The following is a 16,235-nucleotide window of genomic DNA, read 5'->3' as shown; positions in this document are numbered from 1 at the left end:
GGGCCACACGCAGCATGGCCCGCAGGTACTCATTCTTCGTGTATTTGCTTTTCGCCTTGATTTTCTGCGTTTTGGGGTCCACCACCGCTTCGGTTTTTTCGATGAGTTCCACGGCGATGGGCAGGGCCAGCTCGCCGGCCTGGTAGAGTAGGCTGACGAAATTGAGGCCCTTGACGAAGCGGCCCTTGCTATGGTCCCAGTGGGTGCAAATCAACGCACTCGGGTCCGTGTGGGCCTTTTCCAGGATGGAATCATCCACGAGTAGCACCGCAAAGTCGTCGCTCTGGCCCTGGGTGGCCGCGGCCTGGGCCATCAAGCTGGGGGCCGATGCCTGGTTTCTGGAACCGGTGCTGCGGTTCTTTGGGCGGCGCAAGTGGCTGTGGGGCCTGCTGCCGCTGCAGGTGCTGTACGCGCCGTATGCGCTGGCGGTGGGCGCGGCGGGCTGGCGCGGCGGGTATCAGTGGAAGGGGAGGGCGGTGCGGTAGCTGGGCCGCCCGGCGGGCGCCGGGTGCACGGGTTGTCCGGGCAGTTCTCCATTATCACTTTTAACGGCCGCGGTGATGGGCGCTACCCGTCTTGCGCCGTCCAATCAACAACGTAATTCCATCCTGGCTTACATTTGCCCAACTACCACCTGGCGTACTTTCTCCGTGACTGACCCCGAATTCGACCTGCTCGACGAACTGTACTTCGTCACCCCCTTCCGCACGCTGCTTCAGAAGACGGGCGTGCCGGCTGCTGAGCTGGAAAACCAGTTGCGCAGCCTCCTGGAACAGGGCCTCATCCGCAGCTACTGGCCCGACCCCGACACCGAGCTGGCCTACGAAACCACCTCCTTTGGGGCCATTGCCCGCGACGCCTCCTACCTGGCCTCCAAAGACGGCCTGTTGAAGCACAACACCCGCTAGTAGTGGCCATAGCAGCTCCTACTACTGCCCCGGCTCCCCGGCCCACCGCGCAGGCAGTGGCCCGGCCGCCGGGCTACTACGTGCGCCAGCGCCTGTGGCAAAACCGGCCCGCTGTGGCCGGCCTGGCTTTTATTGCCCTGTGCACGCTGGTGGCCCTGCTGGGGTACTGGGTGCTGCCCGACAACTCGCCCAACGCCAACCACGGCTTCGTGCAGATTCAGAAGGAGCGGCCCGGCCTGCGCGTGCAGCTGCTGCGGCAGCCCCTGCCCGACTCGGCCCGCGATACCCAGGCCGCCGATAACATCTTCGCCACTTGGCTGCACGGCCGCGAGCCTGACGTGCTGGAAACCCCCATCGGCGGCTACCAGTTTTCGGGCGACTCCATCATCCTCGAGCCGCTCAGTGCGCATTCGGCCGATGCCGGGCGCCGCCGCCGGCTGGCCCTGGCCGACGTGGTGGGCCGCCCCGGCTCCCGCACCGAGCTGCAGCAAGCCGTGCGGCAAAACCACCTGAGCACCCGCACCTACTGGCTGGGCACCGACAAAGCCGGGCGCGACGAGTTGAGCCGGCTGCTGCTGGGCACGCGCATCTCGCTGGGCATTGGGCTGGTGGCGGTGCTCATCTCGGTGGTGCTGGGCATGGCCGTGGGCGCCGTGGCCGGCTACTTCGGCGGCTGGGTCGATTCGCTTTTATTAGGGGTGATGACCGTGGTGTGGAGCATTCCGGGCATCATGCTGGTCATCGCCATTTCGCTGGCCCTGGACAGCAAAGGCGTGTGGGTAAGCTTTGTGGCCGTGGGCCTCACCATGTGGGTGGACGTGGCCCGCGTGGTGCGCGGCCAAATGCTGAGTTTGCGCTCGGCCACCTTTGTGGAGGCGGGCCGGGTGCTGGGCCTGCCCACGGCGCGCCTCATTGCCCGGCACCTGCTGCCCAACATGCGTGGCCCGCTCATTGTGTTGGCCACCAGTAACTTCGCGGCGGCTATTCTGCTCGAAGCCGGCCTGAGCTTTTTGGGCCTGGGCGTGCAGCCCCCCGCACCCAGCTGGGGCCTCATGGTGAAGGAAGGCTACGACCTGCTGGGCACCGAGGCCGGGCTGTGGCTCACGCTGCTGCCGGGCGCGGCTATTTCCCTGCTCGTGCTCAGCTTCAATCTCCTTGGCAACGGCCTCCGGGATGCCTACGACCCCAAAACGCCCGTGGCGGTTTAATCGCAGCTCGGCTGTGCCCGTTCTCTTCGCGTTGCTTATCTTGCCTCATGGCTTCTGCTCAAATTTCATCTGCTGAACCCCTGACTGAGTCTTCAGCGAGCCTGATTGCGGCCCATAATGAGCAAGTAAAACAGCTCCGACGGCAGCTGTTGCTCAAGCAGTTTGAGCTGGATACGGTGCTGGGCGTGGCGCACGACATGACGGCCCGCGACCACACCATCGACGAGCTTTACCACATGCTGCGCCTCACCCTGCAGGGCCAGCGCAACGTGGTGCAGCTGGTGATGTTTGCCCTGGAAGACGGCGAATTTCGCGCCCGGGTGGCGTTGGGCTGCGACCTGGCCTACGCCGAAAAGCTCGTACTTTCCGACCACCTCCTCGGGGGCGGCGTCACCGAACCCCAGGCAGTAGAGGACCTGCGCCTCGGGCCCGACTGGGACCGGTACGAGCTGGTGATTCCCATTTTGCGGCAGGAGCAGGTAGCCGCATATGTGTTCGTAGGCGGGCTGCGCAGCGATTTCGACCGGCAGCAGCTCATTCCTTTCCTGGCCTCGCTGGCCAACACCCTGATTGGGGCCGTGGAAAACCGCCGCTTGCAAACCCAGCGCGTGGCCGATGCGGCCGTGCGCAAGGAAATTGAAATTGCGCAGGAGGTGCAGGCCATGCTGTTCCCGCGCAACTTGCCCAACGACAGCCACCTGGCTATTGAGCGCACCTACGTGCCCCACACCGAAATTGGCGGCGACTATTACGACGTGGTGGAGGTGGATGCCCACCGCCTGCTGCTGTGCGTGGCCGACGTGAGCGGCAAAGGCGTGCCGGCTTCGTTGCTGATGTCCAACTTCCAGGCCGGTCTGCGTACGCTGCTGCGTCAGGGCGTGGAGATGGCCACCATCGTGCCCGAGCTCAACCACTTGCTGTTCCGCAACTCCGGCGGCGAGAAATTCATCACGGCCTTCCTGGGCATCTATGACCGGCGCACCCGCACCCTGCAGTACGTGAACGCCGGCCACAACGACCCGCTGCTCATCACCGACGATGGCGCGGTGCAGGCCCTCAAGCACGGCACCGTGATGCTCGGCATCATGGAAGAATTGCCCATGCTGCGCGTGGGCGAGGTGCAGATTTCTCCCCGTTCGCTGCTGCTGCTCTACACCGACGGCCTTACCGAGGTTTTTGATGAGGAAAGCAACGAGTTCGGCGAAGAAGGTGTGCTCGCGGTGCTGCAGCGCAACCGCTACCTACCGCTCCCCCGGCTGCACCAGGAACTGATGCGCACCATCGACGCCTTTAGCGTCGACAACTCGCAGTTTGCCGACGACGTGACCATTCTAAGCTGCCGGTTTAAGTAGGCGGCGCAAAAGTAACCGTAGCAAAAAAGGCGGTCATGCTGAGCGGAGTCGAAGCATCTCTACCGCAGTAGTAAAATTGATTAGCTGCGCGGTAGAGATGCTTCGACTCCGCTCAGCATGACGTTCTTTTGCTTACTGCTTACTGCTTACTGCTTACTGCTTACTGCTCACTGCCTTCCGTCAGCCACGATTCGGCGCGAATGAGCAGGGCCAGGCACACGAAAAATACGGGGCCGATTTTATCCACTTCCACTAATTCGTTGAGGGTGAGGTGGAAAACGATAACCACGAAGGATAGCGCGGCGGCCAGCACTACGCGCCGCACGTCGGGCTGGTGGCGGGAGCGGTGGTAGAGGCGTTCGGCTTGCAGTAAGGCCGTGACTACCAGCGTCGCGAACAGCAGAAACCCCGGAATGCCCTGCTCCGCGAGTTGCAGCAGAAAGTAATTATGGGTGGTTGATTTCTCCTGGTTGTCGCTCACGTACGTCCGGAAGCTTTTCAGGGTGTAGCGCTTGTATTCGGGGTAGAAAGTGGCCGCGCCGCTGCCCACCAGGGGCTTATCGGCTATCATGCGGGTGGCGGCTACCCAGCGGTACACCCGCTCCATGCCCGACACGTCCTGCATCTTATAGGTAGCCTCCAGGTGCTTCTCAAAGTTGTGGCCATTGAATACGGTGCGCTCGTAGTTGGGCGCGAATTCCATGTAGTTATCGCCGCTTGTGATGTAGGCCACCCCCGCGCCGGTGCTCACGGCCACGGCCACCAATAGCGCTTTGGTAAGCCGCAGCCGCATGGTTACGTAAAAAAAGCCCGCGATTGGCAGCGACACGATAGAGGCCCGCGTGTAGGACGTGAGCAGCCCGAACACCAGCAGGCCCAGCGCCACTTGCCACGCCAGTCGCCCGCTCGTTTTGCGCGTGGCTTGCAGGCCAAACCACGCAAACGGAATGAGCAGCGCCAGCATGGTGGCATAAATGACGTGGTTGCGGAAAAAGGGGTGGAGCGCCCAGTTAATCTCCTCAAAGCTAAAGCCCTTGGTGGCGTGGCGGCTGGCCACGTACAGTACGCTCAGGCACGCGCCCGCCGCGTAAAAAGCCGCGAAGCGCCAGGTGTGCTCCGGGCGCCGCACAATAACCAGCGTGCCGAGTAGAAACGGAACGATGAACCACGCCTTGGCCAGCAGGTACTTCACCGATTTGACTTTATCGACGGAAAAAGCCGTGTCCACGGCCGTCCACAGCAGCATCAGCCCCAGCACCACCACCAGCGGGTGCAGCCAGTCGCGCCGGGCCAGGCGCACCGTACCCAGCAGCAGCGCCAGGCCCACGCAGGCCGTGAGGGCCAGCATCATGGGCTCGGAGGGCACGTCCATGCTCAGCCCCCCAAACAGACTGATTTCCTCGCTGAAAGGCAGCAGAAAAAACAACCCGTAGTACAGCCAGCGCCATTCGGTGAGGGCCACCAACCCACCCACGGCCAGAATGCTTGGCAGGAGCAGCGCCGGCTGCTGCCGCAGCAGCGCCGCTGCGCCGCCCACCAGCAGCAGCCCCACAAACCCCATAAAGAGGAGCTGGGGACCGTCGAATGACTGCCGCAGCCGGTGCAGGAGCTGGGCTACGGGCGGGCTCACACCGGCTGGCCCACGCGGGCCCGGTTGTGGCGGTACAGCTCCAGCAGCGCGACGACGACCACCGACAGCGCAAACGTGACCAACATCGAGCCCAGCACCAGTAGCGTGCGCACCGGCTTAAACTTGCGGGTAGCCGGATAGGCTTTCTGCACCAGATACAGGCTGGAAATTCGGCCCTTGATGCTGAGCTCGGCCGTCTCGAACGCCGAGCGGGCCGCGATGAGGCGGGTGCCCAGGTCCGAAACCCGGTTGCTGAACATGGATACTGAGTCGAAGCCCTGCACGTAGCTTTCCACGTTGATGAGATTGCCGCCATCGGCCTGGGTCAGGCCGCGCAGGGCCCGGCGGTAGCCGGCCACGTCGCCGCCGCTGGTTTCGGCCCGGCGCAGGGCGGCTTCGGTCTCAATGACCTGCTTGGCCATGTAGCGGCCCTGCATTTCGAAGCCGTAGATGCCGTAGCGGCGCCGGGCGCCCACCAGCTCGCGGCGGCTGCGCTCAAAGCTGGTGGCCAGGTACTCGTAGCGCTGGCGGTAGAGGTCGAGCACGGTGCGGCGGTTTTCCAGCGTCAGTTGCTGGTTCACCGAGTCGATGACCTGCACCATGGCGTTGGCCACGGCCGCGGCCAGGTTCTTGTCCTCATCGGCAAAGCTGAGCTCAATGGCGTCGCGCTCGTTGTGCACGATGCTGAAATTGCTGCCGAACTCGCTCAGCACGAAGTTGTCGGTGGCATCGTCGCCGGGAGCGCCGGCTTCGTAGTGCTTGTAGAGGTCGAATTTTTTGATAATCAGCTCCGCTACCGGCTGCGACTCGGCAATGGTGATGACGCGGTCCAGGTCTTCGGCGCGGCTGCCCAGCTCGAGCTTGCCACGGGCCAGGGCGTTGTCTTCCAGCAGGCGGTCGGGGTCGGCGGTCTGGGGGTTGGTGGGGATAAACACGGCGGTAGAGCGGTACACGTTGGGCAGCAGCAGGGCCACCACCACGCTTACCAGGGCTGCCAGGGCCACGGCCCCGCCCACAAAGTATTTCCAGCGGTTGATAATGGGCCCCAGGCCGACCAGCGAGAACGAAGGTGCAGAAGACATAAAGTAAGAAGGACTGCTGGTGCCGCGCTCGTATTGAATTGGCAGGAAAGCGAGAGGGCGGCGAGCAAAGATAGCCGGAAAATGGCCCGGCCCGGCCCCGTGCGCGCCTGCCCCAACGCGGTGCGTAGCTTTGCGATTCCAGCGCCCCGCGCTGTTTTTTTTATTCTCGCATCAATTCCCCCGGTTCGCATCAAACGGTTTTTTGGCAATATCAGCTTCGTCGTACTGCTCAACCTGCTGGTGAAACCCGGCTGGGTGGTGGTCGAAAACCTGGTGCAGGACCGGCTCGGGCACGCCACGTTTGGCCTGCTCACGGCCCTGTCGGCGCTCACGCTGGTGGTGGCCGCGCTCTCCGACCTGGGCCTCACGCCCTACTCGGTGAAGCGCGTGGCCGCCGAGCCCACGTTCATGGCCGAGACGTTTCCCACGCTGCTGCCCCTGCGCGGCGTACTCAACGCCGTGGCGCTGGCCGCCATGCTGGGCGTGGGGTGGGCGCTGGGCTACCGCGGCTCCGAGCTGCTGCTGCTCGGGGCCATTGGCACGGCGCTGCTGCTGGCGCAGTACGGGCAGTTTTTGCGCGGCACGCTACAGGCCCACCAGCAATTCAACACCGACGCCGTGCTCTCCGTGGTGGAGAAGTTGCTGTTGCTGGGGGCCGTGCTGGTGCTCCTGCCGGTGGGGCTCACGCTGCCCCGCTACGTGGGCGCCCGGCTGGCGGCGGCGGCCTTTTCCACGGCGGTGCTCTACGGGCTGATGACGCGCCTCTTTGGCCGGATAAAATACCGCTGGAAAGCCCCCGTGGCCCGCACGGCGCTGCGCGCCAGCCTGCCCTTCGCCCTGATGACGCTGCTCTACGGCGTAAACGAGCGCATCGACATGGTGATGCTCGAGCGCCTGGCCTCGCCCACCGAGGCCGGCTACTACGCCGGGGCCTACCGCTGGGTCGATGCCGTGATGATGTACGCCTGGACGGTGCTGCCGCTGTTTTTTGCCAAGTTTGCCAGTGTGCCGGGCGATGCTGTGGCCCAGCGTGAGCTGCTGCGCTTTGGGCAGCGCATTCTCACGCTGCCGCTGCTGTTTGTGGTGGCGTTCGTGCTGTTTCGGGGCGAGGTGCTGTTCTGGCAGTTCAGCCACAGCACCCCCGCCGAAGTGGCCCGCATGACGTGGTGCCTGAAAATTCTGTTTGTCAACGTGCTGGTGCACGCCTTCTTTGCCATCTACAGCACGCTGCTCACCAGCACCACCCACGAGCGCCCCGTGAGCTGGCTGGTGGCCGGCAGCACCCTCCTTAACATTGGCCTGAACCTGTTTTTGCTGCCCAAATACGGAGCTGTGGCCGCGTCGCTGAATACGCTGCTATGCGCCGTGGGCGTGTCCGTGGGCTACCTGGTGCTGGTAGCGCGCCGCACTGGCGTGAGTGTCCCGTTCCGGCTGCTGGGCCGGCTGCTGTTGGCCTTCGGGCTGCTGTGCGGTACGTGGTACGTGCTGCAGTACGGCCTGAGTAAATCCCTGGGTTGGTGGCTGGAAGCCGGTATTATGGGCGTGGTCTTCGTTGTAATAGTACTGGGTACGGGGCTGGTGCGACGCAGTGAAATTGCCCAGGTGCTACCTGGGAAAGGGAACGCTGGCACCTAAAAAGAACGGCAGGCTCAGCATGCCGTTCGGATTATTTCAATTTTTGCACTTTCGTCCATGCACGTCGCCGTCAATACCCGTTTTTTGCTGCCTGGCGGCCACCTCGAGGGCATTGGCCGCTTCACTTACGAGACGCTGAGCCGCCTGGTGGCCCGGCATCCGGAGGTCACGTTTCACTTTTTATTTGACCGGGCCTACGATGCGCGCTATTTGTTTGGGCCCAACGTGGTGCCGCACGTGCTGCATCCGCCGGCGCGGCATCCGCTGCTGTTCGTGGCGTGGTTTGAGGGCGCGGTAGCGCGCTGGCTGGCCCGGCACCGGCCCGCGGCGTTCCTCAGCCCCGACGGCTTTACCACGCTGCGCACCACTGTGCCCCGCGTAACGGTGTTGCACGACCTGGCATTCGAACATTTTCCCCTTGATGTGGGCCTGCTGCAACGGAAATACTACCACTTCTTCATGCCCCGTTTCGCCCGCGCTTCCGAGCAGCTGGTGGCCGTGTCGGAAGCCACCAAGGCCGACATCGTGCAGACCTACGGCATTTTGCCGGCCAAAATCAGCGTGGCGTACAACGCGCCGGCCGCCCTGTTCCGGCCCCAGCCCGAAGCGGCCCAGCGGGAAACCCGGCGGCGGTTTAGCCATGGCCAGTCGTATTTCCTGTTTGTGGGAGCCTTGCAGCCGCGCAAAAACCTGGGCAACCTGCTGCGGGCTTTTGATGCGTTTAAGACGGCTGGCGGCCCTGCGGCGGCCAGTGCCCAGCTGCTCATTGTGGGCCGCAAAGCCTGGAAAGCGGGCCCCATCCTCGACGCCTACCAGCGCATGCGCCACCAGACGGCCGTGCACTTTACCGGCCGCGTAGCCGATGCCGAGCTGGCGGACCTCTACGCCGCCGCCCGCGCCACCGTGTACGTTCCTTACTTCGAAGGCTTTGGCATTCCCATCGTAGAAGCTCAGGCCAGCGGCTGCCCGGTGCTCACGGCCAACGTTAGTTCCATGCCCGAAGTAGCCGGTGAGGGCGCCGCCCTGTTCGTAGACCCGCACACCCCCGATAGCATTGCCGCCGGCCTCGCCCGCCTCTGGCACGAAGAAGACCTGCGCCAGCAGCTGGTGGTGCGGGGCCACGAAAACCTTGCTCGGTTTTCCTGGGAGCGCAGCGCGGCCGTGCTATGGCAAGCCGTGCTGGCGGCTCAACTCAAGGCGTAATAGTCGCTGGCTGGCGCGCGTCTGCGACGCGTGCCAACTGGCTCCGAGCCTGCGGCTCGCCGTCGAACGACATGCGGCCGAACCGCAGGAGGCGCTACCCCGAGCCGCAGGCTCGAAACCAGTCGGCAGCGCGTCGCATACGTGCGCCAGCCAACGACGCTCAATGTCAGGGCTTAATTCGCCTCGCCTGCCGTTCCACGCCGCGCCAAGCGTTACTTTTGTGCTCATGGCCCGTTTGCACCCGTATAATTTCACCCACGTGCTGCTCCCGCAGCTGGCCTGGCGCCGCCCGGTATCGGTACGCCGCGAGCTGAGCGACCCTTACCTGGCCCGCGAGCTGCTGCACTACGTGTGGGACAAGGCCGCCGAGAACCTGCCCGCCGCCGAGAAGGTAGCGCCCAAAGGCCTGCGCCTGAGCTGGCACGAAGTAGCCGGCCGGGTCACAGCCCTGTTTCACCTGCCCGCGCCCCAGGCCACCATGGAGGCGCATTATTCGGCCCTCGTGTATGAAGACGACGACGAGCCCGCCGAAACGGAAGCCGAGGAAACGCGCCCCCGCTATTTCACCCTCGAGGCAGCTCTGGGCCTTGCTTCGGCCGTTGGCACGCCTACCCTGGTAGGGGAGTGGGCCGGCGAAGTGCACCGCCACTTAGGCCGTGGCCCCGCCGGCGGCCACCCCGATACCTCGGCCGCTTTTCTGGAGGTGCTGGCAATGGTGCTGGGCCCCCTCCCCCCCGAAGAAGAGGAAGCGCCCTTTATGCGCCTGGTGCGTTCCTGATGCGGCTGGGGTCCCGGTTCGATGCGGCGCTGCTCACGCGTCCGCCCCGGCTGCTGCACACCCTGCTGCCCGGCTGCGAATGGACGGGCGCGCCCACCAGCCCCACCGGTGCCCCCGTGGTGTACCTCACCTTCGACGACGGCCCCATTCCGGAAGAAACCCCCTGGGTGCTGGAGCAATTGGCTGCTTTCGACGCCAAAGCCACGTTTTTCTGCGTGGGCGACAACCTCGTGCGCTACCCCGAAATAGCCCGGGCTACGTTGGCCGCCGGGCACCGGCTGGGCAACCATACCCAGCACCACCGCAGCGCCTGGGCCAGCTCCCGCACTGCATATGTCCAGGACGTGGCCAGCTGCCAGGTGGAGCTGAAGCGCGCAGGGTTGCCGCCGCAAAATGCTGCCTCCGCCGCCGTTCCGAATCCCCTTTTTCGCCCGCCCCACGGCCGCCTCACCTGGCCCTTGCTGCGGGCGTTGCGGCCGCAGTTTCGAATAGCCATGTGGTCGGTGCTCACCCGCGACTACGACCCCGACCTGAGCCCGGCCGACTGCCTGCACTACGCGCTGGCTGCCATTCGGCCCGGCGACGTGGTGGTATTTCACGACAGCCACAAGGCCAGCCCACGCCTGCGCTATGTGCTGCCCCGGGTACTGGCCGATTTGGCGGAGCAGGGCTATCAATTTGCCACGCTGTGAGTACGCGCTGGTTGGTGGTTCTGCTGGGGTTTTTGGCGCTGTGGCTGCTGGGCATGGCGTATGCAGCTTGGTGCTTTGCCACTCGCAAGGGCGCTAAGCCGGCCTGCCAGCTGCCAGCGCCGCTGCCCCGCGTGAGTATCCTGATTGCCGCCCGCGACGAAGAAGCCGCCCTGCCGCGCTGCCTGGCCAGCCTGCGGGCGTTGCAGTACCCGGCGGAGCTCCTGGAAATTCTGGTGGGCGACGACGCGAGCACTGACCAAACGGCGGCGGTGGCGGCGGCCGCCATGCGCGGCTATGCGGGGCAGTTCCGGGTAGTTTCCATTGTTGATAATGTGGGGAGTGCACGGGGCAAGGCCAACGTGCTGGCCCATCTGGCCCGGGCCGCTACTACAGACTATTTCTTCATAACCGACGCCGACATCAGCGTGCCGCCGACGTGGATAACGGCGCTGCTGGCGCACGCAGGACCCGGCGTGGGCACGGTCACGGGCATCACGGCGGTGCGCGGGCCGTGGCTTTTTCACCAGTTGCAGGACATCGACTGGCTGCTGTCGCTGAGCCTGGTGCAGGTGGTGAGCGACCTGGGCCGCCCCGTGACGGCCATGGGCAACAACATGCTCGTGACCCGCGCCGCCTACCAGGCCACCGGCGGCTACGAGGCGCTGCCCTTCTCCGTGACCGAAGATTTCGCCCTCTTCAAAGCCGTGCTTGCGGCAGGGTTTGGTTTTCAACAAGTGTTTGAAGCCGCCGTGCGGGCCGACTCACTGCCCACGCTAACCTGGATGGCGCTACTAAAACAGCGCCGCCGCTGGCTGCGCGGCGTAGAGGCGCTGCCGCTGCGCCTGCGCCTGGAGCTGCTGGTATTCAGCGGGTTTTGGCCGGCGCTGCTGGGGGTGGCGTGGGTAGCGGGGCCAGCGGCGGCGTTGGGCTGCTGGGGAGCCAAGCTGGTGGTGCAAGGCGCCATGGCCCTGGTGGCGCACCGCCGGGCCGGGTTGCGGCTGCCGTGGCATTTGCTGCCGCTGTTTGAATTTTACACCCTTGGGCTGACCATCAGCCTTATTGGCTATCGACTACTGGGGGGCGCAGTGGTTTGGAAGGGGAGGCGTTACGAGTAAATAAGGCGCAAACCAAAAGGGCCGCCGCTACGCGTGTGGTGCGTGGCGGCAGCCCTGGTCAGCATAGCCTGTGATGCCAGGCGCTATTTTGCTGCCACTACCAATTCAATGTCGACAAAATCGGTTGGCGTGTTCGGGCTCATAACTGGCTGGGGGTTGATGGCAATTTTGGCTGGGTTGACGTTGCTCTGCCGGGCCAGAATGGTTTGGGATTTCATCAGATTTGCGCGGCTGAAATCATCACCGGTGCGCAATGGCAATAAACTGAGCAAGGCGGCAGCGCCCGATTTCTGAGTTCCGCTCAACGTGATGTTTCGCAGCTTGGCTTTTCGGCCTTCGTTGAGGGTGAAGGCCAGGTCCGTGGTTCCGTCGGGCTGGGGCGTGGCTTGGGGGCTTACTGAGAAGAACAAGTAGCCGTGGTCCATGTAGCGGGAAGTGATGTCGCCGCCTCTGGGGTCGAAACTCAGGCGCTGGGCTACGGCCGCCGAGTCGTACGCGTCGCCGGTTTTCAGGCCCAGCGCTGCGTTCAGCTCCGTTGTTGACAGGTAGGTATTGCCCTGCCACGTGACCCGGCCGATGCGGCTGGTGGCAGCGCCCGGGGCGGCCGTGACCCCAGCGGCAGCAGCTGGCGCGGCACCTTCTGAGATAGGAGCGCCAGTGCAGGCCGTAGCGGCCCAGGCAAAAGCAACTACGGGCAAAACGAGTAGAAAACGAAGTTTTTGCATAGGTGAGGAGGTGGGTTGAGTGAGCATTTTGATGCGTAGAAAAATTTGCTGGTTGGAAAAAGCGTGGGCCAGGGCAAACGGGGGCTGCTGGGCCGCCAGCTTTATCAGCAGCTCACCGTAGGGCCGGGGGCCGCCCTGAGCGCGTGCTACGGCTTCGTCGGCCAGGTACTCGTGCACGGTTTTGAGCTGCTGGCGGAAATAGGGCAGCAGACCGTTGAACCAGAAGAGCACGCCCAGGGCTTCGGCCAGCAGCAGGTCGAGCGTATGCCTTTGCCGGACGTGCACGCCCTCGTGCAGCAGCAGCAGCTGGCGCTCTTCGGCGCTCAGGGTCTCGTGCAGGGGCGAGAGAAACACGTGCCGGCCAAAGGAAAACGCCGGCAGCCCCGGCGCAGGCAGGTGCACGATGGCGAAGGCGCCCAAATCGGTGCTCGGATGACGCTTCACGAGCTGCGTGAGGCCGCGTAGGTTGCGGGCAACAACTAGCAGTTTGTAAGATGCGCCAAGCCCATAAAGACCTAGCAGGCCGCCAATAAGCAGCGCGGACAGGTCGAAGCCGACTCCGGTGGCAGAAGTGGGCGCGGCCGTTGTCGCTGCCCAGCTCAGTCGCAAGGGCAATGGACTGACGGCCGAGGAATCAGCAACGGAGCCAGCCAGCAAACCAGCCAACCCCGGAAACGCCAGCAGGGGAATAACCACACTTGCAGCCAGCGCCCCCAGCAGGTAGGCGCGGTTGGCGGTGAAGTAGGTGAGCCGGGCCAGCAGCAGGCGGTAGGCCAAGGCAAATACGGCCAGGCAAAAGCTGGCCTCTGCCAGATAGAGCAGAAAGCTACTTAGCATCGCTGTCGGGCTTAGGAGAAGTGTTGTCGGCATCCTGAAGCAGGTCGAGCAGCTGCTGCTTTTCGCGCTGGCTCAGGGTTTCCTCCACCATAAAGGAGACCAGGGCCGTGGGCGAATCATCGAAATACTGCGTGAGCATGCGCTTGAGGCTAGCGGCCCGGTATTCGGTTTTGCTGATGAGCGGGAAGTACTCGTAGGTTTTGCCGTAGGCCCGGAAGCCCACGTAGGCCTTGCGCTCCAGGATGCGTACCACCGACGAGACGGTGTTGTAGGGCGGCTTGGGTTCGTCGGGCAACTGTTCGATAATGTCCTTCACAAACGCTTTCTTTAGCTTCCATAAAGCCTGCATGATGCGCTCTTCGGTTTTGGTTAACTCTTCCATGAGCCAAATGTATAACTGATAATTCAGTTTTAAAACTTATTTGTCAGTTCTGAAACGTAATTATACGTTATTCATTGATTTTGGCCGAAAATTGAGGCTGCACGCGAAAAAATTCGTGTTCGCTCTCCCGCACTTCCGACCTTTGCTCCACCATGCACATCACCGATTCCCACGCCCACCTCTATTCCGAACAGTTCAAGCCCGACCGCCTCGATGCCCTGCGCCGCGCCCAGGACGCCGGTGTGCGCACCATTGTGATGCCCAACGTGGACCACTCCAGCATCGACGCCATGCTGGAACTGGAAGCTCAGGCCCCGCAAACCTGCTTTGCCATGATGGGCCTGCACCCGTGCTCGGTCACGCGCAGCTTCGAACAGGATTTGTATGAGGTGGAAACTTGGCTGGGCCGCCGGCCTTTCGCCGCGGTGGGAGAGTGCGGGCTCGATTTGCATTGGGACAAAACCCTGCTGGGCGAGCAGCAGGAAGCTCTGAAAATTCAGCTGGCGCTGGCCAAGAAGCACCAGCTCCCTATTGTGCTGCACACCCGCGAGGCCTTTGCCGAAACCGTGGCCTTGGTGGAGGCGGCCCAGGACGGTACCCTGCGCGGCGTATTTCACTGCTTCTCGGGCACGCCCGCCGAGGCCGAGCAGGCCATCAAGCTGGGCTTTATGCTAGGAATTGGGGGGGTGGCCACGTTCAAAAACGGCGGGGCCGACAAGGTGCTGCCGGGCATTGGCCTGGAGCACCTGCTGCTGGAAACCGACTGCCCGTATTTGGCGCCCGTGCCGCATCGGGGCAAGCGCAACGAGCCGGCCTACCTGCCCTTTGTGCTGCGCCGCGTAGCCGAACTGCTGGGTAAAGACGCGGAAGAAATAGCCGAAGCGACCACGCGCAACGCCGTCGCCCTGTTCAACTTGTAGTATGGTTGCCCGGCGCTAGGCACCTATGGCAACGCGGTGGCTGAGCTGGTCAAACAGGGTGGTGAGGCGGTCGGCTTGCTGGTTTATCTGGTCGAGGCCTTGGCGGGCCTCTTCGATGAGGCCGCGCTGGTACTGAGTGGCCAGGCTGCGGCCGGTGCTAAGCATTTGCTGCAGGGTTCGGTCTATTTCGCGGACCTCGGGGTGATGGCCGTAGTGGGGCTTCACCACGGTGTCGAGCCACTGGCCCAGGGCGTTTCCCTGCCGCGAGAACATGGCCTCGTCGGCCTCGCGCACGCCGTAGAGCACGGAGCGGAGCCGCGACTTAAACAGCACCTGCTTGATGCGGGCCTGCTGAAAGTCGAGGGCTGATAGTTCCATGCGCTGAGAAGTGAAGGGTAGGGTGTAAGATACAGGAAGGGCAGAGAAATGCTATTCTGGCAGCGCCGCAGTAGCGCCGCTGCCATCCAGCTCTTGCAGGGCAAGGCGGGTTTTTACCAGCTCGGTGGTTTCGTAGGCATACGCCGTGATGCCCGCCGGCTCGCCGTGCTCCTCGAAGCGTTGGTAGGTAAAGTTGAAATAGGCATCGCGCAGGGTGCCAGACCCATCGGGGGAGGCCAGCTGCACCAACACCTCGGTGCCTACGAAGGGTTCGCCGGTGCGGTACACGTCATCGAGCAGCGCCATCACGCTCTGGCTCACCACCTCGGGGAATACTTCGGCCACGGTGCGGCCCACTACGTCCTGGCCGCCCACCAGCTCGCGGAAAAGGGTGTTGGCAAACTCGTAGCGGTGCTCGGCACCCCGCACGATGGTTATCATGGCTGGGGCGTCGGTGAGCAGCGTGTTGAAGGTTTCGCGCTGCTGGCGGGTGAGCTGCGCCTGCCGGTAGGCCTGGTCCGACAGCTCGGCCTGCTCCTCATTGGCCTTGAGCAGTTCCTCCACCATCAGTTTCTGCTCGTGGATGTCGGCGTTGCAGCCCACCCACATTTGTATTTGGCCATCGGGACCCAGGCGGGGCACGCCGCGGGCCAGGTGCCAGCGGTAGCGGCCGTCGTGCCGCCGCATGCGGTACTCCACCTGGTAGGAAGTGCCGTGCTGGCGGGCAGCGTTCCAGCGGGCGGTGGTGGAGGCGATGTCGTCGGGGTGCAGGTCGGCAACCCAACCCTCGCCGAGGGTATCGGCCAAGGTCCGGCCGGTAAATTCAGTCCAGCGGGGGTTGAAGTATTCGGCCCAGCCATCGGGGCGGGTGGTCCACACCATCACCGGCATGCTTTGCAGAACGAAATGGTTGCGTTCGGTTGCCTCGTTAAACTCCCGCTGTACCACCTCGGCACGCTGCATGGCGAGCGTGGCTTCGGTCACGTCCTGGGGCCGCTGCAGAATGTATTGCAGTTCGCCGCGCTCGTCGAGCAGCGGAAAGTGGGTGATTTGCCAGTACCGCTGCTCGGTGCCACCGCCCAGCGCGGTGGGTCGCTCCAGGTCGTAGCGTAGCAGCGGCATGGTGTCGGGCTGCAGGGTGCGCCGCACCTTTTCGTGCGAGGCGTGGAGGGCTTGCTGGCTTTGCGGGTCGGAGGGGTAAGCCTGGAAGATGTTGCGGCCCACGGCCTGCTCGCGCGGCAGCAGCGACACCGCCACGTGGGCGTCGGAGTTGTCGACCACCGTGCCGTCGGGGGCCAGCAGTAGGTAATTGTCGGGCAACAACCGGAAAAGTGCCCGGTAGTCAGGAGAAGCGAGGAGGTCAGCCATGTGGTGCTATGAACCCAGCCGT

Annotated in this window: 16 protein-coding genes and 1 pseudogene; 10 read left to right on the top strand and 7 right to left on the bottom strand. The window is 63.9% G+C overall.

Annotation, left to right across the window (positions count from 1 at the left end):
* Nucleotides 1-280, bottom strand: a pseudogene (locus BEN48_RS10115) (IS701 family transposase); the annotation flags it as partial.
* On the opposite strand from BEN48_RS10115, the gene BEN48_RS10110 reads away from it, so the two are divergent.
* From BEN48_RS10110 to BEN48_RS10095, 4 genes are all read left to right on the top strand, one after another.
* The gene (locus BEN48_RS10110) at nt 246-485 is read left to right on the top strand and encodes a hypothetical protein (RefSeq protein WP_125932581.1); all 240 of its coding nucleotides are present in this window, start codon (nt 246-248) and stop codon (nt 483-485) included. The pseudogene BEN48_RS10115 and the gene BEN48_RS10110 overlap by 35 nt on opposite strands.
* Nucleotides 486-650: 165 nt before the next feature.
* Nucleotides 651-908: a hypothetical protein gene (locus tag BEN48_RS10105; RefSeq protein WP_070734551.1), complete on the top strand. Its 258-nt coding sequence runs from the start codon at nt 651-653 to the stop codon at nt 906-908.
* Between the two features lie 2 nt (nt 909-910).
* Nucleotides 911-2,116, top strand: a complete 1,206-nt coding sequence (locus BEN48_RS10100) for an ABC transporter permease (protein ID WP_083320954.1) — start codon at nt 911-913, stop codon at nt 2,114-2,116.
* Between the two features lie 47 nt (nt 2,117-2,163).
* Nucleotides 2,164-3,468 (top strand): PP2C family protein-serine/threonine phosphatase, encoded by a 1,305-nt coding sequence (locus BEN48_RS10095; protein ID WP_083320953.1) that lies wholly within the window; start codon nt 2,164-2,166, stop codon nt 3,466-3,468.
* Nucleotides 3,469-3,628: 160 nt separating this feature from the next.
* On the opposite strand, the gene BEN48_RS10090 is transcribed toward BEN48_RS10095, so the two are convergent.
* Both BEN48_RS10090 and BEN48_RS10085 read right to left on the bottom strand, forming a co-directional pair.
* Complete coding sequence (locus BEN48_RS10090; protein WP_083320952.1) at nt 3,629-5,098, bottom strand: O-antigen ligase family protein; 1,470 nt, start codon at nt 5,096-5,098, stop codon at nt 3,629-3,631.
* Nucleotides 5,095-6,180: a GumC domain-containing protein gene (locus BEN48_RS10085; protein WP_070734549.1), complete on the bottom strand. Its 1,086-nt coding sequence runs from the start codon at nt 6,178-6,180 to the stop codon at nt 5,095-5,097. Before BEN48_RS10085 ends, BEN48_RS10090 begins: the two co-directional genes overlap by 4 nt.
* Nucleotides 6,181-6,261: 81 nt before the next feature.
* On the opposite strand from BEN48_RS10085, the gene BEN48_RS10080 reads away from it, so the two are divergent.
* The 5 genes from BEN48_RS10080 (at nt 6,262) to BEN48_RS10060 (ending at nt 11,603) form a co-directional block, all read left to right on the top strand.
* Entirely contained in the window at nt 6,262-7,815 is a 1,554-nt protein-coding gene (locus BEN48_RS10080) for an oligosaccharide flippase family protein (RefSeq protein WP_125932580.1), read from the top strand.
* 57 nt (nt 7,816-7,872) lie between these two features.
* On the top strand, nt 7,873-9,018 hold the full coding sequence (locus BEN48_RS10075) for a glycosyltransferase family 4 protein (RefSeq protein ID WP_070734547.1): 1,146 nt from the start codon (nt 7,873-7,875) through the stop codon (nt 9,016-9,018).
* A 226-nt stretch (nt 9,019-9,244) separates the two neighbouring features.
* A complete protein-coding gene (locus tag BEN48_RS10070; RefSeq protein WP_070734546.1) occupies nt 9,245-9,796 on the top strand; it encodes a hypothetical protein in 552 nt (183 codons plus the stop codon).
* Complete coding sequence (locus BEN48_RS10065) at nt 9,796-10,488, top strand: polysaccharide deacetylase family protein (protein ID WP_083320951.1); 693 nt, start codon at nt 9,796-9,798, stop codon at nt 10,486-10,488. The genes BEN48_RS10070 and BEN48_RS10065 overlap by 1 nt, the downstream gene beginning before the upstream one ends.
* A complete protein-coding gene (locus tag BEN48_RS10060) occupies nt 10,485-11,603 on the top strand; it encodes a glycosyltransferase (RefSeq protein ID WP_070734545.1) in 1,119 nt (372 codons plus the stop codon). The genes BEN48_RS10065 and BEN48_RS10060 overlap by 4 nt, the downstream gene beginning before the upstream one ends.
* Before the next feature lie 83 nt (nt 11,604-11,686).
* On the opposite strand, the gene BEN48_RS10055 is transcribed toward BEN48_RS10060, so the two are convergent.
* Both BEN48_RS10055 and BEN48_RS10050 read right to left on the bottom strand, forming a co-directional pair.
* Nucleotides 11,687-13,165, bottom strand: coding sequence for a POTRA domain-containing protein (locus BEN48_RS10055; protein ID WP_070734543.1), 1,479 nt, complete (start codon nt 13,163-13,165; stop codon nt 11,687-11,689).
* Nucleotides 13,155-13,547, bottom strand: a complete 393-nt coding sequence (locus BEN48_RS10050; protein WP_070734542.1) for a BlaI/MecI/CopY family transcriptional regulator — start codon at nt 13,545-13,547, stop codon at nt 13,155-13,157. Before BEN48_RS10050 ends, BEN48_RS10055 begins: the two co-directional genes overlap by 11 nt.
* A 152-nt stretch (nt 13,548-13,699) precedes the next feature.
* Here BEN48_RS10050 and BEN48_RS10045 point away from each other — a divergent pair, with 152 nt between their 5' ends.
* A complete protein-coding gene (locus tag BEN48_RS10045) occupies nt 13,700-14,467 on the top strand; it encodes a TatD family hydrolase (RefSeq protein ID WP_070734540.1) in 768 nt (255 codons plus the stop codon).
* A 15-nt stretch (nt 14,468-14,482) separates the two neighbouring features.
* On the opposite strand, the gene BEN48_RS10040 is transcribed toward BEN48_RS10045, so the two are convergent.
* Both BEN48_RS10040 and BEN48_RS10035 read right to left on the bottom strand, forming a co-directional pair.
* Nucleotides 14,483-14,845 (bottom strand): CZB domain-containing protein, encoded by a 363-nt coding sequence (locus BEN48_RS10040; protein WP_070734539.1) that lies wholly within the window; start codon nt 14,843-14,845, stop codon nt 14,483-14,485.
* 51 nt (nt 14,846-14,896) lie between these two features.
* Nucleotides 14,897-16,213, bottom strand: coding sequence for a PAS domain-containing protein (locus BEN48_RS10035; RefSeq protein ID WP_083320949.1), 1,317 nt, complete (start codon nt 16,211-16,213; stop codon nt 14,897-14,899).
* Nucleotides 16,214-16,235 lie beyond the last annotated feature (22 nt).

Origin of the sequence: Hymenobacter glacialis, assembly GCF_001816165.1 — a bacterium.
GTDB lineage: Bacteria > Bacteroidota > Bacteroidia > Cytophagales > Hymenobacteraceae > Hymenobacter > Hymenobacter glacialis.
This window is presented reverse-complemented; position numbering and strand designations above follow the sequence as displayed.